The 22130-nt window shown below is 55.7% G+C and carries 16 protein-coding genes; 4 read left to right on the top strand and 12 right to left on the bottom strand.

Annotated features, from left to right (window positions below; translation table 11 throughout):
• Nucleotides 1–6: 6 nt before the first annotated feature.
• The 7 genes from BN8_RS03675 to BN8_RS03645 form a co-directional block, all read right to left on the bottom strand.
• Entirely contained in the window at nt 7–3402 is a 3396-nt protein-coding gene (locus tag BN8_RS03675) for a VCBS repeat-containing protein (RefSeq protein ID WP_009280449.1), read from the bottom strand.
• A gap of 18 nt (nt 3403–3420) precedes the next feature.
• Nucleotides 3421–4122 carry a hypothetical protein gene (locus tag BN8_RS03670; protein WP_009280448.1) on the bottom strand — a complete coding sequence of 234 codons (702 nt, stop codon included), beginning with the start codon at nt 4120–4122 and terminating at the stop codon, nt 3421–3423.
• Nucleotides 4123–4276: 154 nt separating this feature from the next.
• Nucleotides 4277–6136, bottom strand: a complete 1860-nt coding sequence (locus BN8_RS03665) for a RagB/SusD family nutrient uptake outer membrane protein (protein ID WP_009280447.1) — start codon at nt 6134–6136, stop codon at nt 4277–4279.
• Nucleotides 6137–6150: 14 nt separating this feature from the next.
• The gene (locus BN8_RS03660; RefSeq protein ID WP_009280446.1) at nt 6151–9366 is read right to left on the bottom strand and encodes a SusC/RagA family TonB-linked outer membrane protein; all 3216 of its coding nucleotides are present in this window, start codon (nt 9364–9366) and stop codon (nt 6151–6153) included.
• A gap of 226 nt (nt 9367–9592) precedes the next feature.
• Nucleotides 9593–10807, bottom strand: a complete 1215-nt coding sequence (locus BN8_RS03655) for an FG-GAP repeat domain-containing protein (protein ID WP_040005413.1) — start codon at nt 10805–10807, stop codon at nt 9593–9595.
• A gap of 42 nt (nt 10808–10849) precedes the next feature.
• Nucleotides 10850–11704 carry an MBL fold metallo-hydrolase gene (locus tag BN8_RS03650; protein ID WP_040005305.1) on the bottom strand — a complete coding sequence of 285 codons (855 nt, stop codon included), beginning with the start codon at nt 11702–11704 and terminating at the stop codon, nt 10850–10852.
• A 126-nt stretch (nt 11705–11830) separates the two neighbouring features.
• Nucleotides 11831–12694, bottom strand: a complete 864-nt coding sequence (locus BN8_RS03645) for an SDR family NAD(P)-dependent oxidoreductase (RefSeq protein ID WP_009280443.1) — start codon at nt 12692–12694, stop codon at nt 11831–11833.
• Nucleotides 12695–12771: 77 nt separating this feature from the next.
• Between BN8_RS03645 and BN8_RS03640 the strand changes: the two genes are divergently transcribed.
• Entirely contained in the window at nt 12772–13191 is a 420-nt protein-coding gene (locus tag BN8_RS03640; protein ID WP_009280442.1) for a MerR family transcriptional regulator, read from the top strand.
• Here the strand turns inward: BN8_RS03640 and BN8_RS03635 are convergent.
• From BN8_RS03635 to BN8_RS03625, 3 genes are all read right to left on the bottom strand, one after another.
• Nucleotides 13124–13858 carry an SDR family oxidoreductase gene (locus tag BN8_RS03635; protein WP_009280441.1) on the bottom strand — a complete coding sequence of 245 codons (735 nt, stop codon included), beginning with the start codon at nt 13856–13858 and terminating at the stop codon, nt 13124–13126. The two genes, BN8_RS03640 and BN8_RS03635, sit on opposite strands and share 68 nt — an antisense overlap.
• A gap of 9 nt (nt 13859–13867) precedes the next feature.
• A complete protein-coding gene (locus tag BN8_RS03630; RefSeq protein ID WP_009280440.1) occupies nt 13868–14320 on the bottom strand; it encodes a RidA family protein in 453 nt (150 codons plus the stop codon).
• Nucleotides 14321–14435: 115 nt separating this feature from the next.
• A complete protein-coding gene (locus BN8_RS03625; protein ID WP_009280439.1) occupies nt 14436–14999 on the bottom strand; it encodes a Crp/Fnr family transcriptional regulator in 564 nt (187 codons plus the stop codon).
• 112 nt (nt 15000–15111) lie between these two features.
• Here BN8_RS03625 and BN8_RS03620 point away from each other — a divergent pair, with 112 nt between their 5' ends.
• Both BN8_RS03620 and BN8_RS03615 read left to right on the top strand, forming a co-directional pair.
• Nucleotides 15112–15678, top strand: coding sequence for a hypothetical protein (locus BN8_RS03620; protein WP_009280437.1), 567 nt, complete (start codon nt 15112–15114; stop codon nt 15676–15678).
• Between the two features lie 86 nt (nt 15679–15764).
• Nucleotides 15765–16265 carry a hypothetical protein gene (locus BN8_RS03615; RefSeq protein ID WP_009280436.1) on the top strand — a complete coding sequence of 167 codons (501 nt, stop codon included), beginning with the start codon at nt 15765–15767 and terminating at the stop codon, nt 16263–16265.
• 63 nt (nt 16266–16328) lie between these two features.
• Here the strand turns inward: BN8_RS03615 and BN8_RS03610 are convergent, their stop codons facing one another.
• Entirely contained in the window at nt 16329–16856 is a 528-nt protein-coding gene (locus BN8_RS03610) for a hypothetical protein (protein ID WP_009280435.1), read from the bottom strand.
• A 215-nt stretch (nt 16857–17071) separates the two neighbouring features.
• Here BN8_RS03610 and BN8_RS03605 point away from each other — a divergent pair, with 215 nt between their 5' ends.
• A complete protein-coding gene (locus tag BN8_RS03605; protein WP_009280434.1) occupies nt 17072–21001 on the top strand; it encodes a class I SAM-dependent DNA methyltransferase in 3930 nt (1309 codons plus the stop codon).
• 217 nt (nt 21002–21218) lie between these two features.
• On the opposite strand, the gene BN8_RS03600 is transcribed toward BN8_RS03605, so the two are convergent.
• Nucleotides 21219–22130, bottom strand: a complete 912-nt coding sequence (locus BN8_RS03600) for a tetratricopeptide repeat protein (RefSeq protein WP_009280433.1) — start codon at nt 22128–22130, stop codon at nt 21219–21221.

Below are 22130 nucleotides of genomic sequence, written 5' to 3'. Positions count from 1 at the left end.
TCAGCCTTACTGCACCGTACTGGCCTGTCGCTGGTACGCCCGAATCGGCTGCTGGTTGATGCCAAACAGAAGTGTATTGCCAATCGGTAACACGCTACGGACATCGCCCGTCAGTTGGAGCCCCGACCGGGCCTGCGGTACGGCCGTGAAGCCTCCCTTTCCGTCGCCCCGCAGCAGCACACCGTAGTTGGCATCCGCCCGCCCGAATCGCAGCCGGGCGTGAGTCGTATTGCCGCATACCAACAGGTCTTTATGCCCATCCTGATTGTAGTCGAGGGACGTCAGGGTGAACACCGGCGCTACCTGAGCCGCCAGCGGTAACGCTTTCTCAACAAGCTTACCCGATTTATTGCTCAGCAGGCAGGTTGTCTGTAGCTGATTGGCCGTTAGTCGCTGAGCGCCGTCAAGTTCGTCGGCCGTGAAAACGTCTGTCAGCGTAGCGTTAGCATACTTGTCGTAGGTCGTGAACCGTGGCCGCAGCATCGCCAGTTGGTCGAGCAGTTCGTCGCGGGTCGCGTGGGGATAACTCCGTCCCTGCACGTACAGGCACAGGACCGGATCAATTTTCCCGTTGTTATCAAAATCTTTGTACACCAGTTCGGCCGGCTCTTTGTCACTGGCCCGGCATTGGGTGTTCAGCCCCTGGTTGCCAGCAATCAGGTCCGGCCGACCGTCGCCGTTGATGTCATCTACCAGCAGTTTGTTCCACCAACCGCGGTACTCTTTTTCTAAAAACTCGTTCGTACGATCCGTTAGCTGGTTCGCTTGCCAGCCGAGTACCGTAATGGGCATCCACTCCCCTACTACCACCAATTCCGGCTTTCGGTCGCCGTTGAGGTCGGTCCAGGCCGCGTCGGTCACCATCCCGATGCGTTCGAGCTGAGGGGCCAGCTTCGCCGTCTGGTCGGTAAACGTTCCATTCCCGGCGTTGACGAGCAGGTAGCTGCGGGGTGTTTCGGGGTAGCGACCCGGGATTACGCGCCCGCCCACGAACAAATCCGGCCGACCGTCGCCGTTGACATCCATTACCCGGGCACAGCTCGTACTCGTCAGCATGACCGGCAGTGCATTCGGGCTCCTAGTAAATTGCCCTTTACCATCGTTCAGGTAGAGCCGGTCCTGCAACTGCGGGGATTTATTAGTCTCAAAATCGTGGTAACCTCCACTGCAAACGTAGAGATCCTGAAACCCGTCGCCGTTGGCATCGAAAAAGACCGCGTCGGTATCCTCACTGTTTTTATCGCCTTCGAACGCAGGCTCAGGCTGAAGGCTAAACTGTCCATTTGACTGCTGAACGTATAGGACCCCGGCCTGTCCGCTGCTACCGCCCACGTACACATCCTCCCGACCATCGCCATTCACATCGGCTTTGACCAGGCAGGGGCCGTTGTGCGACACGGCATTGACCAGCAGCGGCTGTCGTTTGAAATCGTTGATCGGCTTCGCGGGAAATGCGTGTGCAATAGGCGATTTGGTCTCCCGGAAAACAGCGGGTTCTGATACCGGTGCCCGGTACGTCGACCGAGCGTCGGTTTCCTTCAGCGTCAGCATCTGATCGGCTTTAACCGTAGTAAGTACCTGTTGTTTGCCGCCCGGCCAGACCACGCGCAGCGAATCAATGACCGGTTCGGTACCGAGCCCAAAGTGCAGCCGGGGCGATACGCTCGACTGATAGCCCTGCGTCGGCATCTGCTCCCGAAACTGCTGCCGACTGGCCCGGTACAGCGTCACTTTGGCCCCCAGCCCCTGCGTGTTGGCACCGGCCCCCATCAGGTTCACGGTCAGGTAGTGATGTTTGAGCCGACTTTCGGCATCGTTCCGGTAAATGAACGCAGGCTGGTTGGTGTTGTTGGTTACCAGATCCAGATCGCCGTCGTTGTCCAGGTCCGCGTAGACCGCGCCGGTGCTGTTCGATGCCTGCGCCAGTCCCCAGCCAGCGCCCACGTTGTCGAAGCGTACTTCGTCAGACTGGCCACCCCGATTCCGGAACATGTAGTTGATCACATTCGACGCCGGCATCTGATGCACCAGTTGCAGCACCTCCTCCCGGCTCGGGTTCGTCGGGCGGTTCTGCATGAAGTCGTTCATGTACTTCAGGAAATCCTGGTTCGTGTAGTCCCGGACGTAGCCGTTGGTAACGAAAATATCTTTCCAGCCATCGTTGTCGTAGTCGGCTGCGAGGGGTGCCCAGCTCCAGTCGGTATTGGAAATACCCGCCAGTTGGCCAACCTCCCGAAATGAGGGTACGCCATCCCGGTCCGTGCCGTTGCTGATTTGCAGCATGTTGCGCATGTTCTGGTGGTGGAACCCCGATGCTACGGCCAGATCATACTTGTCGTAGTTGTCGGGGGCCAGCAGCAGCTTTTGCCGACGGTTATCTTCCGGCAGCATATCAAGCGTCAGGATGTCGGGCCGGGCATCATTGTTGAGATCGGCCACCGTGTTACCCATCGAAAAGTTTGACGTATGCCCTACACTGCGTTTGAGGGCATCCGTAAACGTACCGTTGCGGTTATTGAGGTACAGGTAGTCGGGTACACCATAATCATTCGATACGTAGAGGTCGGGCCAGCCGTCGTTGTTCAGGTCTGATACGCCCACGCCCAGGCCGTAGGTCAGCACGGAACTGCTCAGGCCGGAGCGCTCGGTAACGTCTTCAAACCGGTTGCGGGTGTTTCTGAACAGCCGGACGCCGATTTCGGGGCTGGCCTGTTTCAGCAGTGCGGCCGTCGCAGACGGGTCGAGCACAGGCAGCAGACGCGGATTATGGTTGAGCTGAAACAGGTCCAGGTCGCCGTCGCGGTCATAGTCGAAAAAGACGGCCTGCGTACTCTGGGCCGGATGATCGAGACCGTATTCAGCGGTGCGGTTTGTAAAGTGCGGCACCCCATTCGCATCGGGACCGTCATTAATGAAGAGTTCGGGAACGCGGTTCTCAGGCCGTATCGTCCCGGAGTAGCTCACGTAAATGTCGAGTCGTCCATCGCCGTTCACGTCGGCCATGGTCACTCCGGTTTTCCAGGGGCTTTCGCGCCCGGCTACACCGGCCGCAGTTGTCACGTCGGCGAACTGCATATTGCCCTTATTGAGGTACAGGCGATTCGGCGTCATATTGGCCGTAAAATACAGATCTTCCAGTTCATCGCCGTTGACATCGCCTACAGCCACGCCCCCGCCGTTGTAGAAATATTCGTACATCAGTACGTTCGTGTTGGGACCTTCGGCCAGGTTATTGGAGAAGTCGACGTGGGTCTGATCGGGCGAAAGCAGCGTAAACAACGGAGGAATTGTGTCTGAAGCGGCCGTTTGCCCAGTCGAGGATGCGGCATCACCACAACCGGACAGTGCCCAAAGCATGATCAGAAATAAGCAGGAAGAGACAGAGAGAACGGTAAACTTCATGAGAAACGCGTACGGAAACTAGAGCAAGTTACTACAATATTTTAGAAGTTTTTTCATATCGTCCTGCTGTTTGAAATCAATGGATTCACGATCCAGGTAGGTTTTGAGGGTATCCCGCTGTTTACTGAATACTTTCAGGACACTGGCCCGGTTAGCCGGCCACGCGCGGCCGTTCTGATCAATCAGAAAAAACGATTTGTCTTTACTCACCAGCACATCCCCTTTGATATCGAGCGCCCGTACGGACGTATTACCGGACGAATAAAACTGGTAGTTCGTGATGGCCGATGTGCCGGATGACTGCCCATACCCTCCTTTTCTCTCGCTCTTGACCGTTTTTAATCCATGCTTCACGGCCAGTTTTACGGGGGTCTCCTCCCCAATCAGCTCCAGAAAACCCAGCGACCGATCGAACCAGAACACTTCTGAACCAACCCCGACCATCCGAACCACCGGCTCACTCGCCACCGCCAGGGTATCTCCGCGCTGGTCGATGAACTGCATCTCGCCCAGCACAATGTTGTAGTTGAACCGGGCGTTGGCCGACGCTCCATTCTGGTAGAGGATTTTGCCGTCTCGAAACTGGTCGTACCGGTACCGTTCGGCGAATGGGATGGATTTTTCACCGGCGGCCCCGCCTTTGAGCCGCAGTACGTCTGACTGAGCCAGGCCAGCATGGGTCAGGCCACCCAGGAGTAAAGTGAGAAAAACCGCTTTCATGGGATAAGGGGTTGATTAGGTGCGACAGGCTAAGGCTATAAGGGGCAAACGCAAGGAAATTACCCAATTTGTTCGTTTGAATCAATGGGGCTTAAACAACCGGTGCCAGCGCATCACTACGCTGGCACCGGTGCAATCTGGCAAAATGATCGGATTAGTAGCCGGGGTTCTGCACCAGCTTGTTGTTCCGGTTCATTTCGTCGCGGCTAATCGGTCGGAAATACATTTTATCGAGCCAGGCACGGTTTTCCTTACCGGGATCTCCCTCAACCACCCGATACGTGTAATCGTAGTTAGTCGGGTCGTATTTGTAAATAGTCACCGATTTGCCTGGTTTCAACGTACCGTTAATGGATATCCACTGCACCTTACGGCCAAGCGTGGTAGGCGCAATCATCCAGCGCCGGGCATCGTGGTAGCGGTGCTCTTCGAAGACCAGTTCGACACGTCGTTCGTTCCGGTACTGCTGGCGTAGTGCATCACCCGACGCGGTTATTGCAGGCATACCAGCCCGGAAGCGAATCTTATTCAGCCAGGTGCGGGCTTCGGCTTCCTCACCCAACTCGATGCAGGCTTCGGCATAGTTCAGCGCGGCTTCCGTATAGCGCAGGAACGGCCAGGGAATCTGCTGCCAGGTGTTCTGGTCAACAATGGCAGGGTTCGGATCAATGAACTTCCGCATGTAGTAGCCGGTATAGCTGCCGTTCCAGTCTTCAACCGTGCTTTTGCGCGTGTCCAGTCCGGCAACCGACACTTTGCCGCTGCCGCTGGTCACTTCGTACTGGCCGGTCTGAATCTGGTTGGCGGGGTCTTTAGCCGCTACGTCGGCCGTACGGGGTTTCCAGGGAGCACCGTCGTACAGAATTGACGCATAGAAGCGCGGATCGCGGTTGACGTAGGGCGCCGAAGCGTGGGTTGGGTTACTCCAGCTAAATTTGGTGCCGTCCATCATTTCGTAATCATCAACCAGTTGCTGGATGGGTGTATTACCCGCCCAGTTATGATAGCCGTTCGGTCCGTTGTACAGACCCTGGCGACCACCGTCTTCCTGCTTGATGTTGTTGAACAAGCGCGAGAAAAGAATGTCCTTTTCGCCACCATTCCGCGCCAGGGCTATGTTCATGTAGTTCTCCGAACCTGCCGCTGATGTGGCCGGTGCTGACAGATTCAGTTGCGAACCGTAGGCCGTCAGATCCAGTACTGCTTTCGCAGCCGCTTTGGCCTTCTGCCAGCGCTCCGTGCGGCTACCGCTTACGTAGCCAAGCAGTTCTGGCTTAGAAAAGGCAGCATGAGCGGTTGATTTCTGCTTAGCCGTTGTTGCATCGTACAGATCGCTGGCCGCATACGTCAAGATGCGGGCTTTCAGCGCGCGTGCGGCTGCTTCGTTAGCCCGACCCAGCGCCATGGCTCTACCTTTCAGCAGCGTGGCCGCATCATCGCAATCTTTCACGATGAAATTAATGCACTCTTCCATCGTATTGCGGGGCACTGTATAATCGGCGGCACCCAGTCCATACGTCTTGTCCACAATCGGTACACCGCCGTAAAACCGGACCAGTTGATGGTAGTAGTACGCCCGCAGGAACTTGGCTTCGCCGGTTAGCCGTTCCACGATGTTGTTCGTGTTCGCAAAACCAGGCTTGGCCAGATTTTCCAGGGCCAGATTACAGGCCCGAATCCGCAGGTACATGTTGTTCCATTCGTGCGGGTTATTCGACCAGCCCTGATCGGCGGGGTTTGCCCGTCCTTCCGTAATGGTTGTTATACCGCGACCGGGGTGGGTGAACTGCGTTTCGTCGGTGGTCGATGCGAGTTGTTCCTCTCTGAAACCACCCATATCCAAGCCGGCATAAATACCGGTGACAAAGGCTTCGGCCAGGGGCGCATCTGACCATACGGCCGAGCCGGACACCTGATCCAGCGGCAGCGTATTGACAAAATTGTCGTTACAGCTCGTCACGGTCATCGCACCGATGGCCAGGACTAAACTTATCGTTTTAACGTTACGTATCATATTGACAATGTGGGTTAGAATCGTACTGCTGCACCGAAGTTCATAATACGGGACTGCGGGTAATACTGTCCCGTCGCGTTATCTGATTCGGGATCATACGAACCTAATTTGTTAATGATGTTGAACAGGTTCAGCCCATTGGCATACACCCGCAGGTTGCTGATACCTACTTTCCCGCCAATTTTCTCCGGAACGGTGTAACCCAGTTCGAAGTTTTTCAACCGGAGATAATCAGCCGAACGCAGCCAGTACGTGTTTCCATTTGAGTAGTACTGATCGCTCCGGTTGGCAATCCGCGGGTGAACGCTGCTCGGGTTCTCGATTGTCCAGCGATTGGTATAAAACTCCTGCAGGTAGTTACCAATGTTCCCCGATTCGCCCAGGCTGATGTACTGACGAGCACCGGCTGACCCCTGGAACAGGATCGTCAGATCGAAGTTTTTGTACGATGCCGTAATGTTCATACCACCCTGGAACAGCGGCAGGTTCGTACGTTCGAGACGATACTGGTCGTCAGGCGTAATTTTACCATCGCCGTTGTAATCCTTGTACTTCATGTCGCCGGGGCGGATGGTTTTCACGATTGCCGAATAGTCGATCTTATTGGCATCGATATCCGCCTGATCTTTAAATACACCGTCGTATTCATACACGAGGTATGAGTTCAGCGCCCGGCCGGTCGTACGCTGCCACTCGGGTGCACCCGGCGCTTCGTCCCAGAACAGAATTTTGTTCTGAGAGTAACCACCGTTTACGCTCACCGAATACCGCAGTGCGCCAGCCTGACCGTTGTAGCCAATCTGTCCGTCGAAGCCCCGGTTCCGTAGCTTTCCGATGTTTTCGGGAGGCAGCGTCAGACCCGTTGAGCGAGGAATCGACGCGTTTCGGGGATACAGGATTGACGTCCGCAGGTTATTGAAGAAATCGAACTCGAAGTTGATTTTACCGTTGAACAACTGCCCTTCCAGACCAATATCGGTGTTGTTAGCCACTTCCCACGTAATGGTCGGGTTGGGGATACGAGCTTCTGATAGTGTTGTGCGGGGAGCGTTGTCAATGATATACGTATTGAATCCGTACGTAGCCAGATATTGATACGTAGCCAGGTTTGTGGTACCCGGTAAATAAATCTGGTCGTTACCCAACTGGCCCCACGAACCACGGAGTTTCAGGTAGTTTACCGCTGGTATTGAGTTTTTCCAGAAGTTTTCTTCCGAGATTACCCAGCCCCCCAGGAAACCAGGGAAGAAGCCGTAACGGGTTACTTCGGGGAAGATATCGGAACCGTCGTACCGCCACAGGAATTCAGCCAGGTACTTCTCTTTGTAGTTGTAGGCAACCCGACCGAAGTAGTTGATCCGGGCGCGGTTGTAGGCACCACCCGTAGCGTTTTTCTCGAGGTCACCACCGGCAAACAACTGGTCGATAGCGGTCGAGATGAAATACCGCCGGAAAGCTTCTACGTTATCCCCTTGAATGGTTTCACGGTTTACACCCGCCAGGAATGTCAGCGCGTGGTCGCCAAATTTCTTCTCGTAGGTAGCAAGCCCCCCTAACAGAATGTTTAACTGCGTTTCACCGTACACGTTCAGGCGGGGTTCAGCCGGTCCACGTACGCTGGCAATCAAGTTCGGATTACCGTTCGCATCCGTGCCCGTTCCGCGTTCGTAGAGCGTCCAGGGCGTCTGCCACAGCCGGCGGTTACGCAGGCGTTTATCGACAGCCGCTGTACCGCTGATTTTCAGTCCTTCAACACCCGGAATTTTGAAATCTACCTGACCGTTCGACTGGAAATAATCCTGCTTATCGCGGTCATATCCCGTTGCGTTGGTGGTAATTACCACCGGGTTTTCGCCATTCTCGATGTCAGGACCGGGACGACCGTCGGGCCAGAAAGCCGGCTGATTGGGCTTACCACGCATCTGCATCCGGAAGATAGCACTAGCTGGGCGCGTCGGGTAATAACGGTATTCTTCGCGAGCCAACAAGCCAACGGCCAGGTGAACGTACTTGTTGATGTTGGCGTCCAGATTCACCCGTGCATCATACTGCTTATAGCCCGTTGCGGAGTTTTTGTAAAAGGCGTCCTGATTCTGATAACCCAATGAAGCCAGATACTTGAAGTCTTCTGTTCCTCCCGTTACCTGCAGGTTATGTTGCTGCTGGGGCGACCAGGTTTTCAGCGTCGACCCGTACCAGTCCGTATTTGGGTGCCCCCACGGATCGGAGCCATCTCTGTATTTAGCAATATCCGTTGGTGAATACGGAGCCGTCCGAACAGTACCATTGGGACGGGTGAACGTACCCGTCGTTTTATAGGCCTGGTTAGCAGCAGACCATTCTGAAACCGGCAGTTCGTAGATGTTCAGGTCATTCAGCATCTCCGCGTACTGGGCTGCATTAGCCAGCTTTGGAATAACCGTTGGTTGCGCAAAGCCCTGATTAAAGGAGTAAGACAGTTGCGGTTTACCGGTTTTACCACGTTTGGTCGTAATCAGGATAACGCCGTTGGCGGCCCGTGATCCATAGATCGCGGCCGACGCATCTTTCAAAACGGAGATGCTCTCGATGTCGTTCGGGTTGATACGCTGCAGACCACCCGCCCGGGCCGGGATACCATCCACAACGACCAGCGCGTCATTATTACCGATGGTGTTGGTTCCCCGAATCCGGATGGCCGAACCATCAGCGCCGGGCTCACCACTACGGTTTACGGCAATTACACCCGGCAGACGGCCGGCGATTGAGTTGGAAAGGTTCGTTGTCGGCGATTTAATCAGGTCGGCCCCTTTCACAGACACAACTGAGCCCGTAACGGTTTCTTTCTTCTGCGTACCGTACCCTACAACCACCACTTCGTTCAGCGATTTGGTGTCAGCCGCCAGGGTCAGGTTAATTGAGCTTTTGCCATTCACAGGTAGTTCCTGCGTAACGTAGCCGATGTAGGAGAACACCAGCGTAGGGTTGCTGCCCGTCACGTTCAACTGATAACGGCCGTCGGCGTCCGTTACGGTACCCGTTGTCGTGCCTTTGAGAACCACACTCACGCCCGGTAGCGCTGAGTTCTGTTCGTCAATGACCCGACCGCTTACTCTCGTCTGCGCCCAGGCCGTAATGGCGCAGCATTGGAGCAGGAGGAGTAAATAAAGAAATTTCCTTACCTGCCTGCTTTCCACAGGATGGCCTCCAGGTAGCGCAGGAAAAGCCGTTCCGGTTAAAGGTTTTTGCATAGGTTTTTTTATGTTTTTTCTTCAAAGATGGAAAAGGGTACTACCGTATGCTTCTACTGTACTTAATCGATATAAATCTTAAATTTTTTAAAAATTTGACTCTTTATTAACCCTATTAATGACCGTTTACAGCCAATATGGTTAAAAATTGACAATTACTACCTCTATTTTGACCTTGCCTTTTAGTTCAGATTGAGTAACTGAGCAGATCGGTATCTATTGAATTTTACTTCCGCTGATTCCAGTAGATCAGTACGTTCAGGGTTGCACGGCCGGAGGCTATTAGATCGAGGTCGCCATCCCCGTCGAGGTCGGCGGCTTGTAGGTCTTCACACGCCATCCGAACACTGTCGTCAATCGGATATTCCTGCCATTGCCCGGCCGCACCCGGTACGAACATCCGGATGCCTACCTGCTTGTCGGCATTGGGATTGCGCCAACCGGCCACTACCTGATCGCTGCCCAGCCCGAGAAAATCGCCACAGACCAGCGCATGGCCCTGGTTGAACTTGTCGGTCAGCGGCTGCGTAACGCCGTACATCAGCCGATCGGGCGCGTCGGCGACGGGACCGTTGCGATACACGGCCACTTTGTTGCCATGCATCGGCTCAACCGATGCGACAAAGGGAACCTTGCCTTTATCAAACCCCCGGCGGACTTCACCCATGCCGTTGCCCTGCCCGATCCAGCGCCCCAGCGGCTCCCACCGGCCTTTCCGGTACGCCAGTCGCTTACCACCTTCCTTGCTGCCGATCAGTAGTTGCGTTTCGGCTCCATCCTCCCAGATGTCGAAGTTGTGGGTCATATGCATGGTCGAATCGACCAGTTGCATTTTCCACGTATCCCGCGGATTCTTCGGCATTTCATAAGCCAGGACTTTAACACCCCTCCCCTCACCATTGCGATTATAGCGACCATGCAGGGGCACCACAATCAATTGAAAGTTGTTGCGCCCTACTTTCGCCCAGCGCATCCGGTGCGTTGTTACCTCGTGATGCAAGCGCACCGGCTCCCAGGGCTGCGTCGGGTCTTTAGGGCGAATGAGGTAGAAAACCGCCCCGGACTTCGTGCTGTCGTCGGTTTCGGCGGGGTTCCAGCCGGCACCCACGGCCACCTCCACGCGCCCGTCGCCGTCGATGTCGCGGGCCGCAATGCAGACATTATCCTGTGGGGTCAGATTGGCCGCCATAACGTACCGCTGCCACGTACTGGTTTTATCGCCGGAAGAACTACCCCCGGGGTTTTTATACCAGACAAACTCCTTCTGATCAGCCAGCAGAATGTCCGGCCGACGGTCGCCATCGACATCGCCAATGGCCATCCCATAGCCAATGTCGATCTGGTTGTCGACGACCTGAATCCTGAAGTTGGGGATTGATTGTGCCTGAGCAGACAGCGGCAGCGTAGTTATTGACAGTAGGAAAAGCAGGACGTTCTTCATGGCGTTTCGGGTCATGGATACCCAAAAAAGCCGCCCTCCTGCTCATTCTACCGCCTGACCGATGGTCATCCGCTCGCCCAGCCGCAGTACGTGGTAGGGTGTTCCGTGTTGGTTGCAGGCCTGAACAAACTCGGCTGGGTCAGCGGTGTTGAACTCAAACAGGTCGTAATGGTGCGGTATGGTCACCTTCGCGCCGATGTCGCGCCCCAGCCGGGCGGCCTCGTCGGGGTTGAGATTTCCGGCCACGCGCCGTTCGGGTTTGTTGCCGTTGATGGGCAGAAACGCTACGTCCACCGCAAACGGCCGAAGGAGGTTTTCCAGGCCATCGAACCAGAGCGTATCGCCGGAATGGTAGACTTTGTACGGTCCCAGTTCGACGACAAACCCCATGTACAGGTTGTGCCCCTTCGTATCGACGGCCAGGTCGTTGTGAGCCGCCGGTACCCCGTGAATCACGAAGCCCCCCACCGTCGTGGTCTGCCCGCTCGTCAGGCCGATGGGCCAGTCCGGATCGCACCCGAGCCGGTCGGCCACGAACGCCCGATTGGCTTCCGGAATGACAAACTGCGCATTAGGGTTAGCCTCAAACAGCGGGCACAGCGTTTCCGCGTCCAGGTGGTCAGTATGGTTGTGGCTGGACGTAATCACCTCAAGGCCCGTCAGTTTCGCCGGATCGATGACCGGCTCCGACATCCGGACGTGGGGTTTGTCGGTAGCCGCATATTTGCGCGTCAGCGAATCGGACAGGTACGGATCGAACAGCAGTCGTCTGCCGACGTATTGCAGCAGAAAACCACTCTGCCCCAGCCACCAGATGTGGAGTTGTTCGGGGTGGCCGGCGGCAGCCTTGAGGTCGGCCAGCAGGGCATCGTCTTTCTGAAAAGCGGGCTTGAGCATGGAGGGTTGTGGTTTATGGGTTTGTGGTTTGTAGTTATTGGTGTGTGGAACTGGAGCCCGGTACCCTTGCAGCGCAACCACAAACCACTCACCATACATATTACAAACCACAAACCACTAACCCATCTACCCTTTCGCCGGGCGTAATCCCGTCAAACGGCCCAGAATTCGGTCCAGCAGCCGATCGGGCAATAACCGGGGCAGCACCCAGCGTTCCAGCCGTTTCGGCACCAGCGCGTAGCGGGTTTTGGGATTGGGCGTTTCAAAAATGCGGACAATCTGCCTGCCGAGATAATCCGGCGTAAACCCTACGCGCCCTTCTTCAATAAAATTCTTCACGAACCGGGTGATGGCCGGGCCGTAGGCCGTCTGAACATACGGACTGGCATCAACGCCTTTGTCCCAGATCGGCGTGTTGACCGCGCCCGGCCCGATCACAATCACATCGATGCCGTAGAGCTGTAGTTCCCGGCGCAGGCTGTGCGACAGTCCCTCAACGGCGAATTTCGTTCCGGCGTAGGCCCCGATAAACGGAGCCGCAATCTTACCGCCTACCGAACTGATGTTCAGAATCCGGCCCGGCGGCACCGGATGATTCTCCCGCGCACCGAGCAGGGGCAGAAAGGCCTGTGTCACCTGGAGCAACCCAAATACGTTCACCTCGAACTGCTGCCGGATTTCGGCCATTGGCTGGTGCTGGAGCGGGCCGCCGATGGCGATGCCCGCGTTGTTGACCAGCCCGGCCAGCCCGCTCCCGGCCAGCCGGCCTGTGAGCGACTGCGCTGCCTCCGCAACGGCTTCAGCGTCGGTTACGTCGAAGAGCAGCGGCACAAAGCGCTCGCCCCACTCGCGTTGTAGCCGGTCGGCATCCGATGCCTTGCGGACACTGCCGAATACGGTATACCCTTGTTCGATGAACTGGTGGGCGGCTCCCCAACCGATGCCGGTCGATACGCCCGTGATCAGGATGTTTTTGCTACTTGATTTCATGGCTGATGTACTGCTTCAAGGGCTCAACAACCTGGAGTTAACTCCAGAGTTCGTAACTTACCAAAAAAACAGCCGCTATGCACATCGGCGAACTGGCGGAGCGTACGGGCTTTACGCACGACACCATTCGATTCTACGGAAAACTTGGCCTCCTGCCCGTTAAACGAACGGGTAGTGGTTTCAAACAGTATACCGACTGGCACGTAATCCGGCTGCTGCAAATCAAGTACGCCAAAGCGATGGGCTTCAGTTTACAACAGATCCGGGAGACAATCGATAGCTGGGAAACCGGTGACTTATCCGTCGCCGACAAGCTGCGCGTGCTCCACGACCAGTTAAGCCACCTCGACCAGGCCATTGCCGAGATCGAACAGGTGAAAGCCTACGTACGACATAAGATAACTGTGGTGGAAGCCGGCGCAGACGACATCAGCCGTTTTTTAACAGATGGTCAGCCAGCCCTGGTGCCAGCCGGTGGATTACCCGAAAAAGCTTAACCTTACCGACGTTCACCACCGACCGCCCCCGTTCTACGCCCCCTATGAGTTCGCGGGCCACCTGTTCCGGCGAAATCTTCCCGCGCCCCCGACCAGCCGTCATGGGTGTATCGACCAGCGGCAGCACTACGTCCACGACCTGCACCCGCGTGCCCTCCAGTTGGTAGCGCATCGCCTTCGAAAACACCTGTAATCCCGCTTTGGTCCCGCTGTACACGGGCGCCGACCGCTTCGGTGAAATCCCCAGCCCCGACGTTACATTGATAATGGCCGCAGCGGGCTGTCGGCGCATGGTGGGCAGCAGCGCATCCGTTAGCTGAATGGGTGCCGTCAGGTTTATCTGGATTTCGCTCGCGATGCGCGACTGGCCTTCGGCGTTATCGCCTACGGTGTAGGTAAACTGAACACCGGCATTGTTGATGAGTACTGAGCAGTTACCGAAATCGCGCTGGAGTGTCAGTATCAGATTCGCTACGTCGGTGGTCGACGCCAGGTTAGCGCGCAGAAACGTTACGTCGGGAAAAGTTGCCTGTAGTTCGGCGATGCGGGCTTCGTTACGACCAACCACGACCAGTTGGTTGCCGCGCTGGTGCAGGGCTTTGAGCAACGCCAGGCCTACGCCCGACGTACCGCCCGTGAGTACAATGCATTGTCCGTGGAGTTTCATAACCAACGGCTATTTGGTGGCAACACTTTCAATTTCGATCAGGCAGCCCGGAGCCGTTGCCAGCAGCGGCAGCGGAACAATCGTACTGGCCGGGAATACGTCTGCGTCCCATTCGGTAGCCGCCACCTTCATTAAGGTCGCTTTCTTATCGGGTGTAAAGTCTGCGATGTAGATGGTTTGTTTCACGATGTGCCGGGTCGATACACCCGCAGCGGCCAGTGCAATCGTCAGATTGTTGAGCGTCTGGCGAACCTGCTCCTCAAAGTCAGCGGAAACCAGTTTGCCATCCGTATCCGACGCCCACTGCCCCGAGAGATAAATCAATTCTGTTCCGGCCGGCACCTTGCCGATGTGCGAGAATCCGTTGTACACCGGATTGAATAGCCCGGCTGGGTTCATAAAGGTGTTCTTTTCCTGAGTAAGAACGGTGGCGCTCTGCGCCTGATTGCTGGAAGCTGACATACCGATCGTGCGTATGAGATAAAAATTGATTCGTGACAATCAACCGATTACGTTGACCTCAATGCAAAGAAAAAGGGCCCCCAGGCCCCATCCATTTACATACGTAAAGAAATCGCTACTGCGCCCGAATCCGGCTTAGCTGCGTAGGAGTTACTCCCAGGTGCGACGCAATATGATACTGCGGAATGCGTTGCACCAGATCAGGGTACTCGCGCTGGAGTTTCTCGTAGCGGGCTTTGGCATCGAGCATCACCAGGTCAATTTCGCGTTGTTCTTTGATGAGAAATAGCTGTTCGGCCTGCTTGCGGGCCAACCGCTCAATGGCCGGGTGCTCGTCATACAACGCTTCGATACGCGAAAAACTGGCTACCCAAAGCGAACAGGGCGTAAGGGCCTGGACCGACAGATGGCTGGGGCGTTTGAGCAATAAAGCGTAGTAAATTCCCATCAGGTCGCCCTCGGTAAAAAACGTTTTGTTATATTCCACGCCGTCGGCCGAAGTCCAGAACGCCCGCAGAATTCCTTCCTGAACGAAAGCGACGTCGTCGGTAGGGTCTCCGGCCCGGACAAAGTAGGCGTGTCGGGGCAGGGACACCGGGCGAAACAACGACTCAAGCGCCTGCCGGGCAGCTTCCGGCAACGTAACGAGCGTTTGCAGTTGGCGAAACAGGTCTTCCATAGAGCTACAAGCTACAAAAAAGGCGGTATGCTTCGTTTAACAAACAACGGTAATTGGCGTTATCTTTTCGATTGCCTGCCCGGCAACCGGCAGGCCGTTTCATGAAAACTTTATGCAGGACATTGAACCCTTCTACGGCTGGGAAAAGTACTACGTAGCGTCGGAAGACGAACGGTCTCCGTTTCACGAGCGGGAATACAACATGCAGCAGTACGAGAACAACATCTACGGCTACTATATCCACCCGCTCTGGGACGACATCGGCTCGGAGACGCTGTATTGCAAGATTTTGTTTGCCAACTACGACCGGCAATTTGTCATCATCGAGCTGTTCGGCGAGTGGAACGATACGCTCCACAACGACATCATGTACCTGAAACGACAGGTGGTTGACCCGCTCGTGAACGAAGGCATCAAGTACTTTATGCTAATCAGCGAAAACTTGTTTAACTTCCACGGCTCCGACGATTCCTACTACGAAGAATGGTTCGAAGATGTAGAAGACGGCTGGATCGCGGCTATTCACTCGCCGGAGTTCATCGAACGCGAATGGAAAAAATACCACCTCGATTATTACATCAATTTCGGCGGTACGCTCGACATTGCCAACTGGCGAACCCTGAAGCCGGTATCGCTGTTTGAACTGGTCAACGGGCTGATTGTCCGGCGGCTGGGGTAGTATCGAAGCGGTCTCAGCCTGACTGATTTCTTATTAATTAAAGACGAGTCATCCTATACCAACCGGACGGAAGTCCGGACCACACGATGGAAAACAAACCCAACACGCCCGCCAACGCATCCGCCGACAAACTGCAGGAAGCAAAAACCGTAATCACCGAAAAGTTTGAACACTTCAAGACGGAAGCGGGGCAGCACCTCAGCGCGGCTGCGGCCCACCTCGACGAACTGAAAGACCAGCTCGTGGCCAGAGCCACCGAAGCGACCAATGACATCGACGTTGAGGGGCTGAAAGCACAGGCCACCCAGCAATTTGAAGCCGCGAAAGCAACGGCCGCCGAGAAGCTCAGCGCCCTGCAGGCCCAGGCAGAAACCGTAGTGGCAGCCGCTTCTGTGAAAGTAGACGAACTGGTCGATCAGGCCGACGACAAATTTGACGAGATGAGAGCCGAAGCGGCCGTGCAGCTACAGGTCGCTCAGCAGAAGCTCGACGACCTCCGCGCTGAAGCAGCCGTGCAGATTGAAGAAGCCAAGGAGCGTGCCAAAGCCCTCTGGGGCCAGTTGTTTGGCGATAAGGAAGGAAATTAAAAAAACAGGCTGCGGGTCTGGTGTCAGGTTCCGAACCTCACACCAGACCAGCAGCCTGCCATGTTATGCAGCCGTCAGTTGCGACAGACGCTCCAGCAGGTACATGTAATCTACCTTGCTGCGCTTCACCAACCGCTGGTGCCTGCTAAGAGTCGAACGGTAACGATCCAGGAGTTGATTTTTTCGGATTCCTTCGGGCAATGCCTCCTCCGTTTGCCGAATCAGGCTTTCAAATGTGGAACTGGCCTGGTTAAGGAGGTTGATTCTGGTTTCGTATAACGTGACCCGTCGGCGTGTCAACGAAAGTAATTCTTCTTTTCCATCGGTTTTTGGCGACCGAAACGGCTCGCTCAGAATAGCCTGCCACTCCTGCTCCAGTTGCTGAATATGCACCGACATCGACTCGCCGTCGAATACTTCGCAGGGTAACTGAATCGCCGAGTCATCCTCCTCCACCTGCGCGTCGAGAATCGTATCGCCGAAGGATACAATTGTGGTCAGTACGTCCAGCGCTACTTCCAGCCCGTCCAGCATACAAGAGAAATTTCGGAGCTGAGCGTTCTTATCAATGGCTGTAAATGAAAGAATCATACGCAAATCCAGGTTGTAGGCACGAACCGATTATAAACAGACAAGTGTGTTTTTATCCGTTTAGTCTATCAAATTATTGTACTAACATACAAAGAAACTGTCTGCCTGCGGGCTGGTTATACTCAATCTTTACTATACGGAACAAAAACGCGCCGGTCTGATCACCCCACCGTCCGAAGCTGGTGCTAATCCGCCGATCAGTTTACCTTTGCAGTATGAGGCTTCAACTCCGCAAACCCACCCAATCTCTTAATAAAGCATACGCCAAACAGTCGATCACGCAGGAGCGCATGGATACGTTCCGGCGGGCGCTGGGACGGCTCTTTTCCCGACTCGACGAGGACGAAACCGAAGAGCACCAGAAGAACATCGTCGCGGGGTTTCTGAATGAAGCGTTCTATGCCGACCGTTTCGAGATCAACACCCGGGAGCGTATCGACCTCGTGATTCATAGAGGTCCGACCAGCCACGACGAGCCTGCAGTTATCATCGAAGCCAAGCGGGTGTTTGCGGGCGAGATGATTACGCCCATCAAAAACAACGTCAAGGCGCTGCACGAACTGATTCTGTACTATTTCGAGGAGCGCGAACGCCACCAGAACATCGCCATCAGCCAGTTGGTCATCACCGACGTGTACAACTGGTTTTTCTTCGATGAGAACGATTTCCGGCACTTTTTCTACGACAACGCCAAGCTCCGGAAGCTGTACCAGATCAAGCAGCAGCAGAAAAAAGACAATACGTTTTTCTACGCCGAAACGGCTCGTATTCTGCGCGAACTGGACGACGAACTGCCCGTTACGTACCTCAATCTGCGCGAGGCCGCCGACCTCCTCGACGCCGACCCGGCGCGGCTCATCCCGGTCTACAAGCTGTTTTCGCCGGAGCACCTGCTGAAGCTGCCTTTTGCCAACGACGCCAACCAGCTCAACCGGAGTTTTTATAACGAACTGCTCCACATCATCGGGCTGCACGAAACCGTTCAGGGCGGCCGGAAACTCATCCAGCGGCTACCCGAGGGCGAACGCCAGGAAGGCTCGCTGCTCGAAAACACGATCAACATCCTGCGGGTCGACAACGTGCTGAGCGAACTCGACGCACCCGATCAGTACGGTCAGACGGAAGAGGAACAACTGTTCGGTGTGGGGCTGGGGTTGTGCATTACGTGGCTGAACCGCATCCTGTTCCTTAAACTGCTCGAAGGCCAGTTGGTACGCTATCACCACAACGACCGGAGCGTGCAGTTTCTGACCTCGCGGCACCTGCGCGAATTCGACGAGCTGCACGAACTGTTTTTCGAGGTTCTGGCCGTACCGGAAGGCCAGCGCCCGGCCAGTATCCAGACGCGCTTTGGTCCGATCCCGTACCTGAACAGTTCGCTGTTTGAACTGACCGACCTGGAACGGAAAGCCAAAATCAAGGACCTGAAAGACCGGCTCGAACTGCCGCTTTACGAACAGACGGTACTCCGCAACCAGCACGGCAAACGCCAGACCGGCCAGCTACCGACGCTCAACTACCTGCTGGCGTTTCTGGATGCCTACGATTTCTCGTCCGAAGGCCCGGCCGAAATCCAGTCGGAGAACAAACCGCTCATCAACGCGGCCGTGCTGGGGCTGATCTTCGAAAAGCTGAACGGCTACCGCGACGGCTCGTTTTTCACGCCCGGCTTCGTGACGATGTACATGGTCCGCGACGCCATCCGCCGGGCCGTGGTCGGCCGGTTCAACGAGCAGTTTGGCTGGACGGCCCGCGACCTCACCGACGTCTACAACCAGCTCGACCGTATCCCCATCGCCGAGGCCAACGCGGTCATCAACGGCCTGCGCATCTGCGATCCGGCCGTGGGCAGCGGCCACTTCCTGGTGTCGGCCCTGAACGAACTCATCGCCATCAAGGCCGAACTCGGTATCCTGGCCGACCGCGACGGCCGCCGACTGCGCGGCTACGACATCGCCATCGTGAACGACGAGCTGGTTATCACCGACGAAGACGGCCTGCCGTTTCAGTATTTTGCGCCGGGGGGCGTAGGGCGTGGGGCTGGGGGCCAGGGGCGTGGGGCTGGGGGCGTAGGGCATGGGGGTGGCACCATCCACGCCCTTTCCGAACGCCAACGGGTGCAGGAAACGCTCTTTCACGAAAAACAGACGCTGATCGAAAACTGCCTGTTCGGGGTGGACATCAACCCCAACTCGGTCAACATCTGCCGGCTTCGGTTGTGGATTGAACTGCTGAAGAGTGCTTATTATGTAGCCGGGGGCATGGGGCGTAGGGCGGGGGGCGTAGGGCATGAGGTTGATGCCATCCACGCCCCCCTCCCCATGCCCCATGCCCCCGGCCCCACGCCCTCAGCGTTTACCCTCCAAACCCTCCCCAACCTCGACATCAACCTCAAGGCGGGGAATTCGCTGATCGGGCGGTTTGAACTGGATCGGTCGTTCAGCGAGATTTTTGAGCACCCGCGTTTTAACCTCAGGGCGTACCGCGCGGCCGTACTGACCTACAAACAGGCCCGCAGCAAGGACGTGAAGCAGGACGTAAGCCGGTTTCTGAACGACATCAATGCCTACCTGCGGGGTATTTACCTCAACCGCGACCCGCTGCTGAAGGACATCTCGCGGCTACGGGGCGAACTGGCCCTGCTCGACAGCAGCCTCGATCTGTTTGCTACGTCGCTGCCGCCGGCCAGGGGCAAAAAAGGTGAGCCGACGAAGGAGCAGAAACGCCAGAAACTGCAAACTGAGCTGGCGGTTAAAGAACAAGCGCTGGAAGACAAACGCCGGAATCCACTGTTCCGGAATGCGTTTGAGTGGCGGTTCGAGTTTCCGGAGGTGCTCGACGAAACCGGCAATTTCGTTGGTTTCGACGTAGTCGTGGGCAATCCGCCCTACATCCGGCAGGAAGAACTGGGCGCGAACAAGACGGTGTACCAGAAGGCGTTTCCGAACACCTACGCCGGTACGGCCGATCTTTACGTGATGTTCATCGAACAGGGGCTGAACCTGCTACGGGTCGGCGGTCAGTTTGCCTATATCCTGCCGAACAAGTGGATGCGGGCGGGCTACGGCGCGAATCTCCGCAAATGGCTGAAACAGTGGAACATCGAGCAGATTACGGACTTTGGCGATTTGCCGGTGTTCGACGAAGCAACTACATACCCCAGCATCCTGGCCATTCAGAAAGCGCCGTCGACGGGGCAGCTACGGGCCGCGCAGGTCGATACGCTCAAGTTTGGCAAAGGTGGACTGGCCGCGTACCTCCCCGACCGGACGTTCAGCGTCCCGACGGATTCGTTGCAGGATGGGGGCTGGGTACTGTCCGATGCGTCGGTGCAGAACCTGCTGACCAAACTCCGGAAGACCGGCAAACCCCTCTGCGAGTACGTCCAGGACAAGATTTACTACGGCGTCAAAACCGGCCTGAACGAAGCTTTTGTCATCAACGCTGAAACCCGCGACCGGCTCATTGCCGAAGACCCACGTAGCGCCGAGGTCATCAAGCCATTCCTGGCCGGCCGGGATATTAAACGCTATCAGACGCCCAAGGCAGAGAAGTTTTTGATATTCGCCCGTCGCGGTATCCAGATTGAAGATTACCCGGCCATTTTGAAACACCTCGAAACGTACAGGGAAGAGTTAATGCCGAAACCCAAAGGTTTCTCGGGAAAATGGAACGGCCGTAAGGCAGGCACGTATAACTGGTATGAAATTCAGGATGCCGTTGATTACTTTCCTGAATTTGAGAAGCCACATATTATTGCTCCGACTACAACTAAAGAATCCTCCTGTATCTGGGATGAAAGCGGCATTTACTTCAACGAAAAGACAACAATCGTTGCCACGGCCAACAAGTATGTGTTAGGAATTATGAATTGCCGCACGACGAATTTTGTCATGCAGCAAATTTCTTCCACCAAACAAAACGGCTATTTTGAGTATAAGCCCGTTTACATTTCACAAATTCCCATTCCCGACATCTCTGCCGATGCGCAGGCTCCGTTTATTGAGAAAGTGGATGCGATTTTAGCAGCCAAACGGGATAACCCTAAGGCCGATACGTCGGCCCTGGAAGCCGAGTTGGACCAGATGGTGTACGCCCTGTTTGCGCTCACCCCGGAAGAAATCGTGATTGTGGAGGGAGCGTAGGGCTGGGGGATGACTGTACGTCTGCACCCCAGTTTCCATACCCGAACCATCCCATCCAGCGGGTCTATTGTGACCCGGTCAGACGTACCGTCAGACCCGAATCACCCCTCGCCCTATGCCCCCTGCCCCTCGCCATACGCCCCAACGTAACAAGACAAAGCCGTATTGCTGACCCCAACCCAGAGCAACAATACGGCCGTGTACTAACTACTACGTACTACTCGTCAAAAGTTCTCACTTTGAGTGCCATCTGGGCCATTGCGTTACCGGCGTCGGCGGCCTTTGTATAATGCAGCCGGGCTTTCTTCCGGTCGACTGGTCGTCCCAATAGCCCCAGATAATGGGTTTCTCCCAGTTCATAGAGCGCTCCTACGTGGTTCTGAGCGGCTGCCCGGGTCAAATAATTATACCCATTAGCCGCATCCGAAAGCTCGTAATAATAGATGCGGAATGCCCGGTAGCAGGCTTCGGCGTTGTTCTGATCTGCCGAGGCCCGGTACCATGTCAGGGCTTCCTTCGTGTTCTTCGCCACGCCGTAACCACCTTCATATAGGCTACCCAGGTAATACATGGCATTGGCACAGCCTTTCTGAGCGGCTTTCTGGTACCAGTCATGGGCCGTCTGGTAGTCCTTCTGAACACCCTGCCCAAACTGATACATCGAGCCGATGTAGGTATGTGCCTGCACGTTACCCGCTTTGGCGGCCAGGGTGTACCAACTCAGCGCCTGCTCAAAATTCGTATGGATACCCATCCCGAAGTGATACATGGTAGCCAGGCAACACTGGGCTTCGGTATTCCCCTGTCGCGCGGCCAACTGAAACAGAACGGCCGCTTTCGACAGGTCTTTGCTGGCACCCTTACCGTGAAAATAGCAGAGTGCCAGGTTGTATTGCCCCCAACTGTAGCCCTTATCGGCCGCTTTCCGAAAACATTGTTCTGCTTTGGTATAGTCTTTTCGTTCCCAGAAACGTAGTCCCTCGTCGACCAGTCGTTGATTTTCAGTCACGACCATCGAATCCGGACGGCAGGCTTTATTGGCCGATCGAGCTGCCGGGGAATTGGCCAAGCACGCCCTGCCGGCAGTCAGAAACACTACCAGAAGTATGTACTTGCAATACGAATTCAT

The organism is Fibrisoma limi BUZ 3 (genome assembly GCF_000296815.2).
In the GTDB taxonomy this organism is placed as follows: Bacteria; Bacteroidota; Bacteroidia; order Cytophagales; family Spirosomataceae; genus Fibrisoma; species Fibrisoma limi.
Note: the sequence above shows the minus strand (reverse complement) of the source record. Positions and strands in the feature narration are given on the sequence as shown.